The organism is Streptomyces lydicus, from assembly GCF_000717345.1.
In the GTDB taxonomy this organism is placed as follows: domain Bacteria; phylum Actinomycetota; class Actinomycetes; order Streptomycetales; family Streptomycetaceae; genus Streptomyces; species Streptomyces lydicus.
On the sequence record NZ_JNZA01000021.1, the window covers coordinates 80,608 to 96,841 of the forward strand.

Here is a 16,234-nt window from a genome sequence, read left to right on the forward strand (position 1 = left end):
CTACTGACTGACGCCCGACGCCTGTGTGCTGCAGCAAAAAGAGCCAAGAGTGCAGCACACAGGCGCACGGCCGGGCGAGCCCAGGATGGCTCGGGGGATGTTCATGGCAGCGAACAGTTCCTCGGCGCTGCGCAAGTGCTGTTGGGCGACGTCATGCCGTCCCAGCGACTGCTCGGCTTTCGCCATGCCGTGCAGTCCGTGCGCCACACCCATGCGGTAGCCGATGCTCAGTGCCCTCTGATGGGCACTTCGGTGCAGGCCGAGCGCCTTCTCGTGGTCGCCTCCGCGCTGGTGGACCAGTCCCGCGATGTTCTCGACCTCGCACTGCCATGTCACCGTACCCAGAGGGCTGACGAGCGCGAGTGCTTGATCAATGTGCGTCATCACCTCGTCACCCTGACCGTTCCGCTGGTGGAGAACGGCGCATAGAGCCAGGGACATGGCACGGTTCCTGGGCATCACGGATTCTTCGCCGAGTGCCAGGGCCCTGTCGAGGTACCTCTGTGCCGATGCGTCGTCGCCTCCGTCCAGGTGCGCTATGACCAGGTCGTTGAGGGCGGCTACTTCGTGCTCCTGCTCGCCGACTTCCTGGCAGAGCATGACGGCCCGTTCGGCGGCCGCGATCGCTTCCGTGACCCGCCCCTGCCACAGGTGCAGGGTGCTGAGATTGCACAGCGCGATGGATTCCCGCCGAAGGGTTCCGAACTCGCGGTGAAGCCGGATTCCCCGCAACAGAAGGTCGTATCCCTCGGAAAGGCTGCCGAGCACGATGTGTGCCCAGCCGAGCAGGTCCAGGAAGGCTGCCTCGCTGACGGAATCCCCGTGCGACCGGGCCACCCGCAGGCCCTCTTCCGCGGCCTCCGTCGCCAACTGGAACTCTCCGAGTATCTGGTGGGCCGAGGCCAGGTTGGCCAGGCTCAGACACAGGGCTTGGGTATCCGCCGCCCGACGTGCCGCGGCCACCGCGACCTCCGCCAGCTCCCGGAAGTCCCGGATGGCTCCCTGCGCATGCAGGTGGAGCACCGTATTTCTGGCCAGGTAGCTGGCCAAGCGGTGAAAGTCGTGTTTCTGTCCCAGTCGGACGCTGGCCTGCAGGCCCCTGCTCTCCTGGTCGTACCACCGGCGGGCGGTCTGTGCGTCACCGAAGGCAGGCAGCCCCGGCGCGTTGCCTGTCGGAGCGGACGCACACTGGCGCAGTCCGGGGAACAGGATCCGGCACGCCTCGTTGGTCGCACCCAGGTAGTAATTCAGCAGCCGGCCGACGGCTGTGTCCTTCTCGTGCCGCACGGAATCGTCCCAGAGGCTGCGGGCAAAGCTGCGGATGAGGTCGTGGAAGGAGTACCGCCCCGCCTCGTGCTGCTGCAGTAGTTGCGAGTCGAGCAGGTCCTCCAGCATTTGCTCCGCGTCCTTGGGCGTCATGCCCGTGAGAGCCGCGGCCGCATGAGGGTCGAAGTTCGGCCCGGGGTGCACTCCGAGGAGCATGAACGCCCGGCGGTGCTCCTCCCCCAGGGCCTCGTAGGAGAGCTGGATGGTCGTGGCGACACTGCGTTCGGTGGAGCGGAGCTCCGTGAGCAGCGCATCCTCCTCGCGGAGCCGGTCGACGAAGTACTGCAGCGTCCAGCGGGGGCGATTGTGGAGCCTGGCCGTGGCGATGCGCAGTGCGAGCGGCAGATGACCGCAGAGGGTGGCCAGTGACTTCGCGGCTTCCGGGTCTGCGGCGACGCGTTCCTCGCCGAGAGTTCGGGTGAGCAACTCCGCACTGTCCTGCGGCGCCAGCGTGCCCACTGATATCCAGTGGGCCCCGTCGAGGTCGAGCAGCCGGCAACGGCTGGCCACCAGGACCAGGCACGCGGACGTGACGGGCAGGAGCGGGCGTATCTGAGCGGCCTCGGCCGCGTTGTCGAGGACGAGGAGCAGTCTCCGCGAGGCCGAGGCGGCCTGCCACATCGCGAGACGGTTCTCGGTGTCATCGGGGATCGCGCTGTCGGGTGTCCCCAGGGAGCGCAGCAGTATGCGCGTCGCCTCCTCGGGTGCAAGAGGGTGTTCCCCCGGGGTGAAGCCGCGCAGGTCGATGTACAGCTGTCCGTCCGGGTACGAGGCGGCCAGGCGGTGCGCCGCACGCACGATGAGGGTGGTCTTACCCGCGCCGCCCATCCCGTCAACGGCGACGATGCGCGCCCCTTCGCCCGCCTGTCCCCGGTCGAGCAGGAATCTGAGTTCCAGGTGACGGCCGGTGAAGTCCGGTAGTTCATACGGCAGGGTGCACGGGGCGTTCTCGGTGGCGCGTGCCCCGTCCTCGGACGGTCGGGGGGAAGGGGCCGAAGGCGCTTGTGCGGGCGTGTCCAGTTCGGGGCTGGCCCGAAGAATCTTCTCGAACAGGCCGGCCAGGTCCGGACACGGACTGATCCCGAGCTCTTCCGCCAGCAAGTCCCGCATGGCGGCGTACTCGTGGAGCGCCTCAGCCTGCCGACCGGCACGGTACAGAGCGAGCATCAGCTGGGCGCGCAGCCCCTCGCGCAGCGGGTAGGCGTCGGCGAACTCGCGTATTTCGCTGACGATGCCGCTGTCCTCGCCCAGTTGGAGTCTGAGCGCGAAGAGCTCCTCCGCCGCGGCCAGGCGCCGTTCCTCCAGGACGGTGGACGCCGCGCCGAGGACCGGTCCGCCCGTCCCGTTCAGCACCGGCCCCCGCCACAGCTCCAGGGCCTTCCGCAGCTCACCGGCCGCAGCGCTGAACTCTCCCTCGGAGCGGTCGGATGTGGCCTTCTGGACATGGCGCGAGAAGAGGTGCAGGTCGACCTGGAGCGGCTCCACGGACACGCGGTACCCGGCGTCCTCGGTAACGATCAGCCCCGGGCCCTCCGGTATGCGCCGTCGAAGATCGGCAATAGCTTTACGCACTTGTTGCTTGGCGGTATCGGGTGCGGATTCTCCCCAAGCTGTCTCGGCGAGGCGATCTATGGACACCGTCCGCCCGGACTCCAGCAACAGGGACGTCAAAATGCGCTCCTGAAGCGGCCCGCCGAGCTTGATCCGATGCCCGTCGACCAGGCATTCCAGGGATCCAAGAACGTTGAAGCGTAAACCGCTTCTTTCTGCACCCATCAATGCGCACCCCCCTAGTGCTGCCTGGAAAATACCAGGTCGCGACTACCGCAGCGAGCGGTACCGGACCGGTAGGTGAGTGGTATCACCGCCAGGCAGGCTTCTTGCAGCCACCGAAAGTGGCGCCCTCCGACATCCCGAGGCATCCACTGGTGCCGGAGGACCCGGAATGCGCGCGGACCGAAATCCCTGCGCAAGTAACGGCGTCGGCAAATCTTACGACGCCATTCCACAATTAGAGGAGTCATGGACATGACACTTGCGACCACTGTCGCCAGCTGTCTCGTATGCGACACCGAATTCGAGGTGCGCGAGGACTGGGAGAAGGGCGAGATCACCGAGTGCGGGGCCTGCGGTCAGGAACACGAGGTCGTCGAGAAGTCCGCCACGGCCATACGTCTGGACCTTGCTCCTGAGGTGGAAGAGGACTGGGGCGAGTGACAACCTCCGACCAGGTCCTGCTCTCGGTCACGATGCTGCGCCCGGAGGAGAAGCTGCTCCTCGGCGCACTGCGTGACCAGGGTCTGACGGCGCAACCGCTGCTCATGGAGGATCTGGCCGAGATCGTGGCGGGCCACTCCGGCCCGCCCGCTCTCGCCCTGATCAGGAACCTTTCCCACCGGGATGCCATCAGCGTCTCCCGCCGCCTGGAACACGCCGGAGTCCGGACCCTCAACCGCACGGCCACGATCGAGACGTGCAACGACAAGGGACTGCAGGCGTTGCTCTTCGCGCGGCACGGCATCCCGCACCCCGACACCCGGCACGCCTTCAGCTTCGACCAGGTCCGCAAGGCCGTCGCCGACCTGGGCATGCCCGCCGTGGTCAAGCCGGTCAGCGGCTCCTGGGGACGCGGGGTCAGCAAGATGACCCACGCCGACTGCGTGGAGGCGTGGGCCGCGGGCCGCGAGTCCACCGATGCCACGGGCAAGCAGTTCCCTGTCGTCGTGCAGGAGTACATCGACAAGCCCGGCCACGATCTGAGGGTGGTGGTCGTCGGGCGGACCCCGGTGGTGGCCATCCAGCGGGTGTCGGACGACTGGCGCACCAACACCCACCTGGGCGCCGAGGTCCGACGCATCGAGATCACCGCGGGGATGGAGAAGCTCTGCGACCAGGTCGTCGACGCCCTCGGCCCCGGCTTCTACGGGGTGGACCTGGTCGAGAACCGGTCCACCGGCGAGCTGCTCGTGCTCGAAGTGAACGCCAATCCCGAATTCGCCCGCTCCTCCGCCCAGCACGGAGTGAACGTGGCCGGCCACCTCGCCGCCTACGTCGCGGAGATCCTCACGGCCTCAGCCGTGTGACACGGAGAAGACCAATGGAACTGTTCGACACCGCAACGGTGCTCGCCCGCGTCCTCACCACGGGCGTGGTCATGAGCATCGAGAAGAGCGACCGGGAACTGCCCGGACTTGAACGACTGCTGACCAAGCAGACCGGACGCGCACGTGCCGTCCTCGTCAACAGCCGTACCGCCGCGATCCACGCGGCACTCGCCGGCCAGGGCATCGGGCACGGAGACACCGTCGCCGTCCCCGAGCCGGACGCGGCAACCGGCCGCTTTCTCAACTGGCTCGGCATCAACTGGCTCGGCGTCAGTGTCGAGGATCGGGGGACGGCCGCGTACGACCACGTGGCGCTGGACTCCGCGAATGCCGATCAGCTGGGCGAGTTGACCCGGGCCGCCACCGCCCCCGCCCTCGTCGTGGACCTCACCGGACTCGGCTTCGGGCCGGCCGCCGCCGTCCTCACCGACGACGACAAGGTCTGGGCCCGCGCCGAGCGACTGAAGATCTTCGGTGCCTACGACCTGCGCACGATGTGGACGCAGGAAGAGGCCAGCACCTCCCTGGTGCCCGGGGTCCAGTTCAACTACCGGCTCAGCCCCCTCGTGGCCGCCTGCGCGCGGATGGCCCTGACCCAGGCGGCACGTCCCGCCGCCCCCACCGGAGCACGCTCATGATCACTGATTTCCCGGCAGCCCCGCTGCCCCTGCCCGACCCCGCCGAACTCAACGCCGAACTCGCCGCCCTCGGCGGCGGGGCCATGATTCCCAAGGCGGCGCGTCGCACCCTCTTCCCGGTCATCACCAAGGAAGACGTCTTCAACCTGATGCTCGCCCAGCGGCAGGCGCCCGAGAAGGTTGTCGCCGACTTCGCCGAGGCGTACCGCTCCTACGTCGGTGCGGCGCACGCGCTGCCCACCGCCAGCGGAACCTCCAGTCTGCACATGGCCCTCGTGGGCGCCGGTGTGCAGCCCGGCGACGAGGTCATCGTGCCGGCGTTCACCTTCATCGCGACCGCGCAGGCCGTCGTCGCCGCACACGCGATCCCCGTGTTCGTCGACATCGACCCGGCCACCTACTGCATGGACCCCAAGGCCGCGGCCGCCGCGATCACCGACCGCACCCGCGCGCTGATGCCGGTGCACGTGCACGGCCTGCCCGCCGATGTGGCCGCCCTGCGCGCCCTCGCCGACCGGCACGGCATCGCCCTCGTCGAGGACGCCTCGCACGCCCATTCCGCGAAGGTCGGCGAGCAGGTGGCCGGCTCCCTGGGGGATGCCGCCGGCCAGAGCCTGATGGCCGACAAGAACTTCCCGCTCGGCGGCGAGGGCGGCATCGCGTTCTTCGCCACCGAGGAGAGCTACGACCGGGCCCGGGCCTATCTGGAGCGGCACGGCATCGACTACGACATGTCGTGGGTCGCGGCGGCCTTCGGCGCCAGCCAGCTCAAGCGGCTGCCGTACTACGACGAGATCCGGGCACGCAATGCCGCGCTGCTCGGCGAAGCCCTGCGCGAGACCGGCCTGTTCACCCCGCCGCACGTACCCGACGGGCACGTCCACGCGTACAACATGTACCGCACCACCCTGCACCCCGAGGCCGTCGGCCTGGAGGACATACCGGTGTTCGCGGTCAAGGAGGCCGTGCACGAGCTCCTGGTCGCCGAGGGCGTCCCGGCCCGCGAGTGGCAGAACACCCCGATCCCGTGCCACCTGCCCTTCCAGCACCGGGACGGCTTCGGGAACGGCTACCCGTTCACCCTCAACCCCGGCGCCGTGCGCGACTACCGGCCCGAGGACTTCCCGGTCACCCTCGGCATGCTCGACAGCACCCTCGTCCTCTGCCGCGAGCTGCGCTCCCCGGTGGAGTACGAGCGGATCCTGCGCTACGCGGACGCCTTCCGGAAGGTCGCTCGTCGTCCGGACGCCATTCGCAAGCTCGTCGAGACCCGTGACTACCGTCGTCCCTACGACAAGGCGGCCCGCCTTGGCTGACACCACGCACGAGAAGATCCGCGTCGCCGTCCTCGGCGCCAGCGGCTACACCGGCGGCGAGGTGATCCGGCTGCTCCTGGAGCACCCGCAGGTGGAACTCGCGTTCCTCTCGGCGGAGCGCGCCGCGGGCACCGCCGTCGGCAGCAGCCACCCCTGGCTGCGCAACCACCCCAAGGCGTCCGGCCTCACGTTCCGGCCACTGGCGGAGCTCGCGAACACGGACATCGTCGATGTCGCCTTCGGCTGCCTGCCCACCGGTGCACTGCCCGAGCGGCTGCCGCTGGTCGCCGACCGGGCCAAGCGCGTGCTGAACCTGGGCGGGGACTTCCGGCTGCGCGACGAGAAGGAGGTCAGCAAGCACTACCCGAAGACCGCGGCCCACCTGCCGCTGGAGGATTTCACCTACTACGTACCGGAGTTGAGCCCCGGCATCCCCGAGAGCCGGTTCGTCAGCCTCCCCGGGTGCATGGCCGTGACCACGGTCTACGCCCTGTACCCGCTGTTCGCCGGCGCCGGCCCGCTGGTCGCCGACCGGGTGGTGGTCGACGCCAAGACCGGATCCACCGGCGGCGGCCGCGGGAGCGGCGAGCAGCCGGCCGAGCGCAGTGGCAACTTCCGGGTGCACAAGCTGCACGGCCACCGGCACGCGCCGGAGGTCCAGCAGGCCCTCGCCGACTTCACGGGCGCCGCTGTCGACCTGAGGTTCTCCACGCACAGCATGGATGTGACGCGCGGCATCATGGTGACCGCGTACTCCGAGCTGCGGCCCGGAGTCACCTCCCTCGACGTCAAGCGCGCCTACGCCAAGGCGTACGTCGGCAAGCCGTTCGTGCGGGTCCGCCCGGCGCCCAAGGCGCCGCAGGACTTCCCCATGCTCAAGGCCGTCACCGGCTCGAACGTCGCCGAGGTGGCGGTCGCCGTCCGCGACGGCCAGTGCGTCACGGTGGCCGCCCTCGACAACCTGATCAAGGGCGCGGCAGGTCAGGCCATCCAGGCCATGAACCTCATCCACGGCTTCGACGAGACAGCCGGACTGCCGATCACGGCGGTGTCGCCATGACCCGTCCGCTGTATGTCCTCAAGGTCGGCAGTGCGACGCTCGACCGCGCGGCCATCCACAAGGAGATCGCCGACGTGGTCGCCCGCGGCGCCCGGGTGCTCCTGGTGGCGGGCGGGGCCTCGGGCATCGAACGCCACTACGCGGCCATCGGCCGCCCGGTCCCCACGCTCCGGCTGACCAACGGCGACGTGGTGCGGTACTGCCCTCCCGAGGAGATGGACCACCTCGTCGACGCCTACGAGCGGGTCACCCTGCCCGCCGTCGAACGCGGCCTGCGTGCACAGGGCTTGAGGGTCTTCACGGCCGTCGCCGCGCGCAACGGCCTGGTCGTCGGCCGGGCCAATCGACCGCTGAAGGCGCTGTCGGCCGAAGACCGCCCTGTCGTGATCCGCGACCACCGGGCGGGAGTACCCGCCGAGGCCGACACCGAGGCGCTGAACGCCCTGCTTGACGCGTACGACGTGGTCTGTCTGTCCCCACCGGTCGCGGACCGGAACGGTGAGGCGCCACTGAACGTGGACGCCGACGTACTGGCCGCGGTGCTCGCGGTCGCGCTGGACGCCGACCACCTCCGGCTGGTCACCGGCACCGCGGGACTGCTGACCGATCCGGCTGACCCGGACTCGACGCTGCGCGACGCCTACCCGGGCGACGGGGCGCGGTACGCCGGTGGGCGCATGCGCCAGAAGGTGCGCGCGGCCGAAATCGCCCTCAAGGACAGCAGCGCCGACGTGGCCATCACCGGTCCGCACACCATGAGCGAGGCGTCCGGATGGACCCGGTTCTGGCGCACCCGCGGACCCGCCGACGACCTCGACCTGCTCACTCGCGCGGTCTCGGTGTCCTCGGTCTCCGGCGACGAGGCGGAACTCGCCTCCTGTCTCGCCGAATGGTGCCGGGGGCGGGGCATCGAGGCCCGCATCGACGCGGCGGGCAACCTCGTCGCGTCCCGAGGCACCGGTTCCCGCCGGCTGCTGCTCCTGGGCCACCTCGACACGGTCCCGCACCGTTGGCCTGCCGAGTGGCGGGACGGTGAGCTGTGGGGGCGCGGCAGCGTCGACGCCAAGGGCAGTCTCGCCGCCTTCCTCGAGGTGCTCGCGGAGGCGGCCGTACCCGAGGACGGTCAACTGGTCGTGGTCGGCGCGGTCGAGGAGGAGATCTCCTCCTCGAAGGGGGCGTTCCACGTACGGGACCACTATCTTGCGGACGCCGTCGTCATCGGCGAACCCAGCGGGTCGGGGAAGCTGACCCTCGGCTACTTCGGGCTCTTCAAACTGGCGGTGACCGCCTCGGTGCCCACCGGCCACTCGGCCGGCATGGACGCGGTGTCGGCCCCGGACCGCCTGATCCGCGTGCTCGGTGAGATCCGCGCGTCGGTGCTGGAGCACGCGCCGGAGGCGCTCAGCGCGGTCATCGACATCCGGTGCGAGCGGGGACGGGAGCGCGACCGGGCGCACGGCATCCTCAACTTCCGGGTGCCGCCGGGGGCCGATCTCGAGGCGCTGCGCACCGCCGCGCTGCAGCACGCCGGTGACGGTGTCGAGGTCGAGGCGCTGCGCGCCACCCCGGGCCACCAGGGTGGCCGCTCGGGCCCATTGGCCAAGGCGTTCACCCGAGCCTTTGCCGAGGCCGGGGTCAGGCCCCGCTTCGTGGTGAAGAAGGGGACGTCGGACATGAACACCCTGGCGACCACCTGGCACGACGTGCCGATGGTGGCGTACGGGCCGGGCGACTCCGCCCTCGACCACACCGACGAGGAGCGCATCGGCGGCGAGGAGTACCGCGCCGCCCGCGCGCTGCTCGCCGACGCGGTGAGCCGCTGGTTCGCCCTTCCGGAAGGGAGCCTCCGATGACTGCCGTGCTCGACAGTCCCCCGAGCGCCGAGGCACTCGCGTCCGCCCTGGCCGAGCGGTCCTTGCAGGCCCGGCGGCTGGTCGTCGACATGGCGGCGTCCGAGCGCGGCTGCCATCTGGGCGGCAGCCTGTCGGTGCTCGACATCCTGATCGCCGCGCTGCACCGCGCCTCCGCCGCGGACGGCACGGAGGTCGTGCTGAGCAAGGGGCACGCCGCCGCGGGCTTGTATGCCGCGCTGCACGTCAGCGGCATGCTGCCGGAGAACCCGGCGCCGCTGTACGGCCAGGCCGGCCAGCCCTACACCGGCCACCCGGGACCCAAGGTGCCCGGTGTCCGGTTCCCCACCGGGAGCCTCGGGCACGGCGTGCCGTACGCGGCGGGCTGGGCCATGGCCCGCCGGCTCGGCGGACAGAGCGGCCTGGGCATCGCCGTCGCGGGTGATGGCGAGCTCCAGGAGGGGCTGGTCTGGGAGACCTGCCAGGTGGCAGCGGCACAGGAACTCGGCAACTTCGTGCTCGTCGTGGACCGCAACGGCGGGCAGAACGACGGGTTCGTGGCGGACATCTCGCCGCTGCCCGGTCTGACCGAGCGGTTCGCCGCCTTCGGGTTCGAGGTCGTGGAGACCGACGGGCACGATCTGGCCGCGCTGACCGAGCTGTTCGCCAGGGACCGGTCGGCCGCACGCAGCCCTCTCGCCGTCGTCGCCCACACCGTCAAGGGCAAGGGTGTGCCGGCCGTGGAAGGCAAGGCGGGTTCTCACTACGTGACCATCGACGCCACGCGCGCCGCGAAGTGGAAGCGAGCGATCCGATGACTCTCTCCGGCCGTGACGCCTACCGCGACGAGCTGACCACCCTCGCCGCCGAGGACTCCTCCCTCGTCTGCCTGGAGGCGGATCTGGGCGGCAAGAACCATCCCTTCCAGACCGCGCACCCCGACCGCTTCTTCAACGTGGGTATCGCCGAGGGCGCCATGGTCGACATGGCAGCGGGACTGGCCGCCGGTGGTTACAAGCCTTTCGTCAGCACCTTCGCCCCCTTCGCGGCGCTGCGGGCCGCGGAGAGCCTGAAGCTGACGCTGGGCTACCTGAACGCCGGGGTCACCGTCGTGGCACCGTACGCGGGTGTGTCCGGTGCCTGGTTCGGCACCACCCACCACTGCCTGGAGGACCTCGCGGTACTCCGCAGCGTTCCCGGCGTGACCATCGCGGCCCCCTTCGGCGAGGCCGAGATGCGTGCGGTGGTCCGGTCCGCGGCGCGCAGTGGCAGGCCGCACTACATCCGCACGGGCCGGAACGCCACGTACGAGTCACTCCCCCTGGCCGGCACCGAACTGCCCCTGGTCAACTGGGAGTTCCTGGCGGATTCCGATGACCTCTGCCTGGTGTCGGTGGGCGAGGAGGGCACCCGCCTGTCGCTGGCCGCCCGCGCCGCCACCGGGGCCTCCCACGCCCACCTGGTCTATCTGGACCACGAGCACCTGACCGAGGCAGCCGCGGAATTGGCGCGCCGGCACTCCCGGTTCGTCGTCGTCGAGGAACACCGCAGCCAGGGCGGAGTGGCCGAGGCGCTTGCGCTGCTGCTGCCCCGGTGCGAAGTCACGGCGGTGGGGGCCGGTCAGGGATGGCCCTCGACCGGTGGCGACCACCACGAGGTCATGGCGGCGCTCGGCCTCGATCTGCCCGCCGTGCTGTCCGCGGTGGCCCGGACGCGCACCGGCGCCTCGGAGCCGGTACCCGCGGGCAGCTTCGCCCGCTGACCGTCGCCCGTCTCTCTGCAGTCACCCCGAAAACCCCCTGAAGACAAGGAAATTCCCATGCATATCCTCATGATCGAATGCAACCCCAACGGCATCGCCGGCATCGCCAACGCCCTGGAGCTCGGGCACGACGTGACCTTCGTGTCCGCCGACCCCGACTTCTACCTGGGCGCCTCGCCGCTGGCCGAGGCCGCGTTCGCGCACCCCCGGTGCGACGTGATCAAGAGCGCGAAGGTGTTCTCCATCGACGAGCTGGAGCGGCTCGCCAAGGAGGTGCACGCGGCGAAGCCGGTGCACGGCGTCATGACGTACAGCGAGTACCACACGGTGCACGCGGCGTCGGTGGCCCGCTCCCTCGGCCTGCCGGGCATGAGCGTCGACGGGGCCCTCAACGCCCGCCACAAGCACCGCACCCGGCTCACCCTGCGGGACACCGACGTGCGTCAGCCGCGGTTCGTGCACGTCGCCGAGACCACCTCCGGCGACGCCGTGGAGACCGCGGTCCGTGAGATCGGCTTCCCGTGCGTGATCAAGCCCTCCGACGGCACCGCGAGCCTGCACGTGCTGCTGCTCCGCGACGAGGAGGAGCTCGCCGCGTACCTCGCGGAGCTGGCGTCGGTCGGCGACTACGGGCGCGGGGTCACCCGCATCCCGGACATCGTGGTCGAGGAGTTCGTCGAGGGCGAGCTGGTCTCCGTCGAGGCGTGCGTGCTCAAGGGCGGCGAGATCGTCAACCTCGGCATCACGGACCGCAATCTGAGCGGCTTCCCGTACTTCATCGAGATGGGCCTCACGTATTTCCGCGGCCACCCGCTCCAGGACGAGCTGTTCGCGATGAACGAGAAGGTCCTCCAGGGCCTCGGCATCGACTTCGGCTTCATCCACGCCGAGTACATCCTCGCCGCGGACGGCCCGGTGCTGTGCGAGGTCAACGGCCGGCTCACGGGCGGCATCGTGCCGCAGCTGATGGAGCTCACCAGCGGCGTCAACGCCTACCTGGAGGTGATCCGCCAGGCCCTCGGCGAGCGCCCCCAGCTGCCGATCCCCGGCGACGTCATCGCCAGCGGCCACTGGTTCGGCTCCCCGGTCGAGGGCGAGCTGGTCTCCATCGGCTTCGACCGGCTCAAGGACGCTCCCGGCTTCATCGAGGCCCTCGCGTACGCCAAGCCGGGCCGTCAGGTGTCGCGCCTGTCGAAGAGCAACTTCGACTGGCTCGGCCACCTCATCTTCACCGGCAAGGACCGGGACGAGGCGGCCGGACGCGTCCAGGCGGCCCTGGACGACATCGAGTTCACCCTCTCCGTGCGGGTGGCCCGGTGATGCGCGTCGCGATTCCGGAGCTGGACCCGACGGCGGTCTTCGACGTCACCGTCGAGGACGGGCACTTCTCCGGTATCCGCCCGGTCGCCGAGCGGAAAGCCGATGACCTCACGACGCCCGAGCTGTGGCCGGGCTTCGTCGAGACCCACGCCCACGTGGGGCTGCCCGCCAACTTCGACGACTCGCTGGAAGATGCCCGGATCGTCGCGCTGCAGTACCTGTACAGCGGAGTCACGCACGTCGTCGACATGTTCGGATTCCCGCTGGTCAAGGAGGACTGGGAGCAGGGCCGCGCGGAATCGGCGCTGCCCTACCCGGAGCTGGTGCACTGCGGTTACGCGGTCACCGCGACGACGAATGCCGCCGGCCTCACCGGCCACGGCGTCGAGTTCCCGGCCCCGGTGCACATGATCGGCACCGAGACCGATCTGGAACACGCGATACGTTCCAACGTCGAACGGGGCGGCACCTTCCTCAAGGTGATGTTCACGGACGGCACCGAACAGCCGGGCAGCCCGGTGAAGTTCTCCCGGCTGTCCCGGCGGGTGCTGGAATTCACCGCCCGGATCGCCGCCGAGCGCGGCATCACCGCCGTCATCGACTGCAACACCCTCCAGGAGACCCGCTGGGCCTACGAGTGCGGCTTCCGCCTCTTCGCCCACACCGTGCGCGATCGGACGCTCGACGCGGCCGACTGGAAGGAGTTCGAAGGGGCCCGCTTCGTCTCCACCCTGGCCGGCCTGCGGACCATGATCATGACGGGCGAGGAATTCCGGGCTGAGTACGGGCGCGAGGGCTTCGCCGAGACCCAGGACCTCCGCAACCTGGAGTTCGCCCAGGGCATCGAGAAGCCGTACGGCATCGAGTACGGCTGCCAGGAGACCCGCACGGCAGCGCTGGCCGACATGCGCCGCAACGCCCTGGCCACCCTGCACGAGGGCACGTTGCTGATCGGTACCGACTCGGGCAACACGGGTGCGTACCACGGCTACTCGTTCCTGAGCGAGCTCGACCTGCTGCGCGGCGACGACGCCTCGCTGGAGGGACGGCTGCGGCACCAGGCGACGATCGGGGGCCGCCGCTACTTCGACGAAGTGAGCGGCGACACCCGGGGCGTCCATCCGCTGAGCGTCGGCGCGGCCGCCACCTACAACCTGCATGCTCCGGGCCGGCCGCTGTCCGCCCTCCCGCTGAGCACGGTCGTCCGGGGCGTGCCGATCGACCGGCAGGCCGTCGCGCGCACCATCGCCGAGCTGCGTGCCGCCGGGGCGGACCGGAAGGAGGAGTTTTGATCAAGGACCGTAAGCGCGCACTCGTCGGCGTGGTCGGGGGCATCCTGCTTGCCAATACGGGGAGTTACATCTGGTTCCCCGTACTCGTCGCCACCCTCGGCGGGTCCGACAGCGGGTTCTGGGCCGGCCTGGTCATGTGTATGACGTACGTCGGCCGCCTGCTTGCCACCTTCTGCTACGAAGGGATCGCGGCACGCGCCGGTGTCCGTGGGGGCGTATTCCTCGGTACCGCGCTGGAAGCCGTAGCGCTCGGGCTCATGGGGTTCACCGATGGCGTGTTCGCGTACAGCGTCCTCGCGTTCTTCATCGGCTTCGGCTCAGGGATTTCCTTCCCGGGGCTGAAGAATGTCCTGGTCTCCTTTCCCGAGGAGGAACGCCCCAAGGCATTCTCCGCGTTCCAGATGGCGGGTCAGGTTGGCCTTTTCGGTGGCGCATTGCTGGGCGCCGTACTGGCACATGTGGAACTGCGGACCCTGTTTTCGGTGGTGTTCGTGTTCTTCGTCGGATTCTGCCTGATTACCTCGGCGCTGATTCCCCGAGACGGTTTCCAGCGTGCGCCGGACGTCGCGGGCGAACGCGTTCCGCTGTTCAGCCTGACCGCGTTCAAGGGAATCGACGTAAGCGGCGCCACCCGCTATTTCCTGCTGTCCGCCGCGTTCTGGTTCCTGTCCCTGGGATTTGTGGTCGGTATCCCGCTGCACATGGCGGAGTATGTGCCGGGGTGGGCCCCGTCCGCGCCGTTCTGGATCACCGGTCTCAGCATCCTGGTGCTCCAGTACCCGCTGTTCAAGCTGTTCAACAACCGATTCAGCCCGGGGGCGGTCATGGCCGTCGGCCTGGCCGGAATGACCGTCGCGTTCGTCTCCTTCGGGGCCGGTCGCACCGCCCCCTGGGTGGTGGTCGGCTGTCTGACGGTGGTGCTCGGAGAGATTCTCTTCGTACCGTCGTTCGACCTCTGGATTGCCCGCAGAGTTCCCGAGCACCGACTGGCCAAGGCCATGGGCGCGATGCACTTCTTCCGCAGTGCGGGGAACATGGCCGGCTCCCTGGCCGCGGGGATCCTGTTCGATCTGTCGCGCTCCTCCGGCGTGGCGGGCGGCAACTGGTACGTCGCGGCCCTGCTGGCGGCGGGCTGTGCACTCATCTGCCTGAGCAGCCGGCGCTCCGGTACGGCCACCGACACTCGGCAGACTGAGGACGCAGAGGCAACGGAGAACAAAGAAACAGTGAGGGAAAATGTCTGATATTTGCGTCATCGGGGGCACCCGGTTCTTCGGGAAGGTCCTGGTGCAACAGCTGTTGGACGACGGGCACCGGGTCACCCTCGTCAATCGGGGGCAGACCCCCGACCCGTTCGGCAACGCGGTGCGGCGGCTGCGCGCCGATGTCAACGTCCCCGGAGAACTGACCGCCGCGGTGGCGGGGGAACGGTTCGACGCGGTGGTTCATCAGATGTGCTACACGCCGATCGCCGCCGTGGAGGCGTGCGAGGCGTTCGGCGAACGGGCCGGGAAGTTCGTCATGACCAGCACCATCGAGGTGTACAACAAGGACACCTTCCGCTGGCGCTTCCAGGCCCCGCCGTTCAGTGCCCGAGCCCGCGAAGAGGAACTCGACCCGGCGGACTACGACTTCGACACCACGCTTCCGTGGTCCGCGCCCGGCTACCTGGACGCCCACTACGGCGAGGGAAAGCGCCAGGCCGAAACCGCGCTGACCCGCTGCGCGAAGGTGCCGGTGCTGCTGGCCCGGGTCGCCCATGTCCTGGCCGCGGACGGCGACTTCACCGGTCGGCTGCAGTTTCACCTCGACCGCGTCACGGCCGGGCAGCCGGTCGTCGCCCACACGGCGCCCGGCCGGACGTCGCTGGTACGGGCCGAGGAGGCCGCCGGCTTCCTCGCCTGGGCGGCGCTCTCCGATGCCACCGGAGCGGTCAACGTCGCCTCGCCGGACACCGCCGATGTCTATGACGTCTGCGCCGCGGTGGAGAGCGCCACCGGGCTCACGGCCGACGTGATCGAGAAGGAAGACCCCTCCGGCGACCCCGACCTGTCCCCGTTCTCCTGCCCGTCCGACTTCGGTATGGCGAACGACCGGGCGGCGGCCCTCGGTTACCGCTTCACCCCGATCGCCCAGTGGCTTCCCACCGTCGCCCGTAACGCCGGCCGGACCGGCACCCCCCACTCCAAGGAGCAGTGATGTTCGACCTCATTGTCATCGTCCGGGTCCCCGAGTCCGACGACATCGCACCGGTGGCCGATTCCCTGGCCCGGATGCGGCCGCTGTGTCTCGCCGAGGACGGCTGCGTCAGCTGGGAGGCATACCAGTCGCAGGACGACGTGGGCCGCTTTGTACTCGTCGAGCGCTGGGCGAGCCGCGCCCACTGGGAGGCGCACGACTCCGGCGATGCCATCCAGAAGATCTACGTCCCGGAGATCATGCCGCGCATCGAACGCGAGGTACACCCGAGCAGTCCGGTGAGCGCCGCGCAGTAGCAGACGACAGGGCGACCGGGTGTGGACCGTCTTCGCCAACGGCTCCACACCCGTCGCGGGATCCGCCATTC

14 protein-coding genes are annotated in these 16,234 nt (G+C 69.6%); 13 read left to right on the forward strand and 1 reads right to left on the reverse strand.

Features of this window, described 5'->3' with window-relative positions; genetic code table 11:
• Positions 1-3,102 carry an AfsR/SARP family transcriptional regulator gene (locus tag OO62_RS21200; RefSeq protein ID WP_228332595.1) on the reverse strand — a complete coding sequence of 1,034 codons (3,102 nt, stop codon included), beginning with the start codon at positions 3,100-3,102 and terminating at the stop codon, positions 1-3.
• A 252-nt stretch (positions 3,103-3,354) separates the two neighbouring features.
• Here OO62_RS21200 and OO62_RS21205 point away from each other — a divergent pair, with 252 nt between their 5' ends.
• The 13 genes from OO62_RS21205 to OO62_RS21265 are packed head-to-tail and all read left to right on the forward strand — an operon-like array spanning position 3,355 to position 16,163.
• The gene (locus tag OO62_RS21205) at positions 3,355-3,543 is read left to right on the forward strand and encodes a lysine biosynthesis protein LysW (RefSeq protein WP_033269112.1); all 189 of its coding nucleotides are present in this window, start codon (positions 3,355-3,357) and stop codon (positions 3,541-3,543) included.
• On the forward strand, positions 3,540-4,409 hold the full coding sequence (locus OO62_RS21210; RefSeq protein WP_051733477.1) for a RimK family alpha-L-glutamate ligase: 870 nt from the start codon (positions 3,540-3,542) through the stop codon (positions 4,407-4,409). The genes OO62_RS21205 and OO62_RS21210 overlap by 4 nt, the downstream gene beginning before the upstream one ends.
• A 14-nt stretch (positions 4,410-4,423) precedes the next feature.
• A complete protein-coding gene (locus tag OO62_RS21215) occupies positions 4,424-5,068 on the forward strand; it encodes a DegT/DnrJ/EryC1/StrS family aminotransferase (protein ID WP_033269084.1) in 645 nt (214 codons plus the stop codon).
• Complete coding sequence (locus OO62_RS21220; protein ID WP_033269085.1) at positions 5,065-6,384, forward strand: DegT/DnrJ/EryC1/StrS aminotransferase family protein; 1,320 nt, start codon at positions 5,065-5,067, stop codon at positions 6,382-6,384. Before OO62_RS21215 ends, OO62_RS21220 begins: the two co-directional genes overlap by 4 nt.
• Positions 6,377-7,444, forward strand: a complete 1,068-nt coding sequence (argC, locus tag OO62_RS21225; protein ID WP_033269086.1) for an N-acetyl-gamma-glutamyl-phosphate reductase — start codon at positions 6,377-6,379, stop codon at positions 7,442-7,444. Before OO62_RS21220 ends, argC begins: the two co-directional genes overlap by 8 nt.
• Positions 7,441-9,297 carry a M20/M25/M40 family metallo-hydrolase gene (locus OO62_RS21230; RefSeq protein WP_033269087.1) on the forward strand — a complete coding sequence of 619 codons (1,857 nt, stop codon included), beginning with the start codon at positions 7,441-7,443 and terminating at the stop codon, positions 9,295-9,297. The genes argC and OO62_RS21230 overlap by 4 nt, the downstream gene beginning before the upstream one ends.
• The gene (locus OO62_RS21235) at positions 9,294-10,112 is read left to right on the forward strand and encodes a thiamine pyrophosphate-dependent enzyme (RefSeq protein ID WP_051733478.1); all 819 of its coding nucleotides are present in this window, start codon (positions 9,294-9,296) and stop codon (positions 10,110-10,112) included. The genes OO62_RS21230 and OO62_RS21235 overlap by 4 nt, the downstream gene beginning before the upstream one ends.
• Positions 10,109-11,056, forward strand: coding sequence for a transketolase family protein (locus OO62_RS21240; protein WP_033269088.1), 948 nt, complete (start codon positions 10,109-10,111; stop codon positions 11,054-11,056). The genes OO62_RS21235 and OO62_RS21240 overlap by 4 nt, the downstream gene beginning before the upstream one ends.
• Before the next feature lie 57 nt (positions 11,057-11,113).
• The gene (locus OO62_RS21245; RefSeq protein ID WP_033269089.1) at positions 11,114-12,376 is read left to right on the forward strand and encodes an ATP-grasp domain-containing protein; all 1,263 of its coding nucleotides are present in this window, start codon (positions 11,114-11,116) and stop codon (positions 12,374-12,376) included.
• Positions 12,376-13,668, forward strand: a complete 1,293-nt coding sequence (locus OO62_RS21250) for an amidohydrolase family protein (protein WP_051733479.1) — start codon at positions 12,376-12,378, stop codon at positions 13,666-13,668. Before OO62_RS21245 ends, OO62_RS21250 begins: the two co-directional genes overlap by 1 nt.
• A complete protein-coding gene (locus tag OO62_RS21255) occupies positions 13,665-14,912 on the forward strand; it encodes an MFS transporter (RefSeq protein ID WP_051733480.1) in 1,248 nt (415 codons plus the stop codon). The genes OO62_RS21250 and OO62_RS21255 overlap by 4 nt, the downstream gene beginning before the upstream one ends.
• A complete protein-coding gene (locus OO62_RS21260; protein ID WP_033269091.1) occupies positions 14,905-15,867 on the forward strand; it encodes an NAD-dependent epimerase/dehydratase family protein in 963 nt (320 codons plus the stop codon). Before OO62_RS21255 ends, OO62_RS21260 begins: the two co-directional genes overlap by 8 nt.
• Positions 15,867-16,163 carry a putative quinol monooxygenase gene (locus tag OO62_RS21265; RefSeq protein ID WP_033269092.1) on the forward strand — a complete coding sequence of 99 codons (297 nt, stop codon included), beginning with the start codon at positions 15,867-15,869 and terminating at the stop codon, positions 16,161-16,163. The genes OO62_RS21260 and OO62_RS21265 overlap by 1 nt, the downstream gene beginning before the upstream one ends.
• Positions 16,164-16,234 lie beyond the last annotated feature (71 nt).

Bases quoted from the DNA above. Each gene is read 5' to 3' on its own strand.
- OO62_RS21245 (WP_033269089.1), top strand. From the start codon at position 11,114: ATGCATATCCTCATGATCGAATGCAACCCCAACGGCATCGCCGGCATC.
- OO62_RS21230 (WP_033269087.1), top strand. From the start codon at position 7,441: ATGACCCGTCCGCTGTATGTCCTCAAGGTCGGCAGTGCGACGCTCGAC.
- OO62_RS21265 (WP_033269092.1), top strand. From the start codon at position 15,867: ATGTTCGACCTCATTGTCATCGTCCGGGTCCCCGAGTCCGACGACATC.
- OO62_RS21215 (WP_033269084.1), top strand. From the start codon at position 4,424: ATGGAACTGTTCGACACCGCAACGGTGCTCGCCCGCGTCCTCACCACG.
- OO62_RS21235 (WP_051733478.1), top strand. From the start codon at position 9,294: ATGACTGCCGTGCTCGACAGTCCCCCGAGCGCCGAGGCACTCGCGTCC.
- OO62_RS21250 (WP_051733479.1), top strand. From the start codon at position 12,376: ATGCGCGTCGCGATTCCGGAGCTGGACCCGACGGCGGTCTTCGACGTC.
- OO62_RS21200 (WP_228332595.1), bottom strand. From the start codon at position 3,102: ATGGGTGCAGAAAGAAGCGGTTTACGCTTCAACGTTCTTGGATCCCTG.
- OO62_RS21220 (WP_033269085.1), top strand. From the start codon at position 5,065: ATGATCACTGATTTCCCGGCAGCCCCGCTGCCCCTGCCCGACCCCGCC.
- OO62_RS21240 (WP_033269088.1), top strand. From the start codon at position 10,109: ATGACTCTCTCCGGCCGTGACGCCTACCGCGACGAGCTGACCACCCTC.
- OO62_RS21205 (WP_033269112.1), top strand. From the start codon at position 3,355: ATGACACTTGCGACCACTGTCGCCAGCTGTCTCGTATGCGACACCGAA.
- OO62_RS21260 (WP_033269091.1), top strand. From the start codon at position 14,905: ATGTCTGATATTTGCGTCATCGGGGGCACCCGGTTCTTCGGGAAGGTC.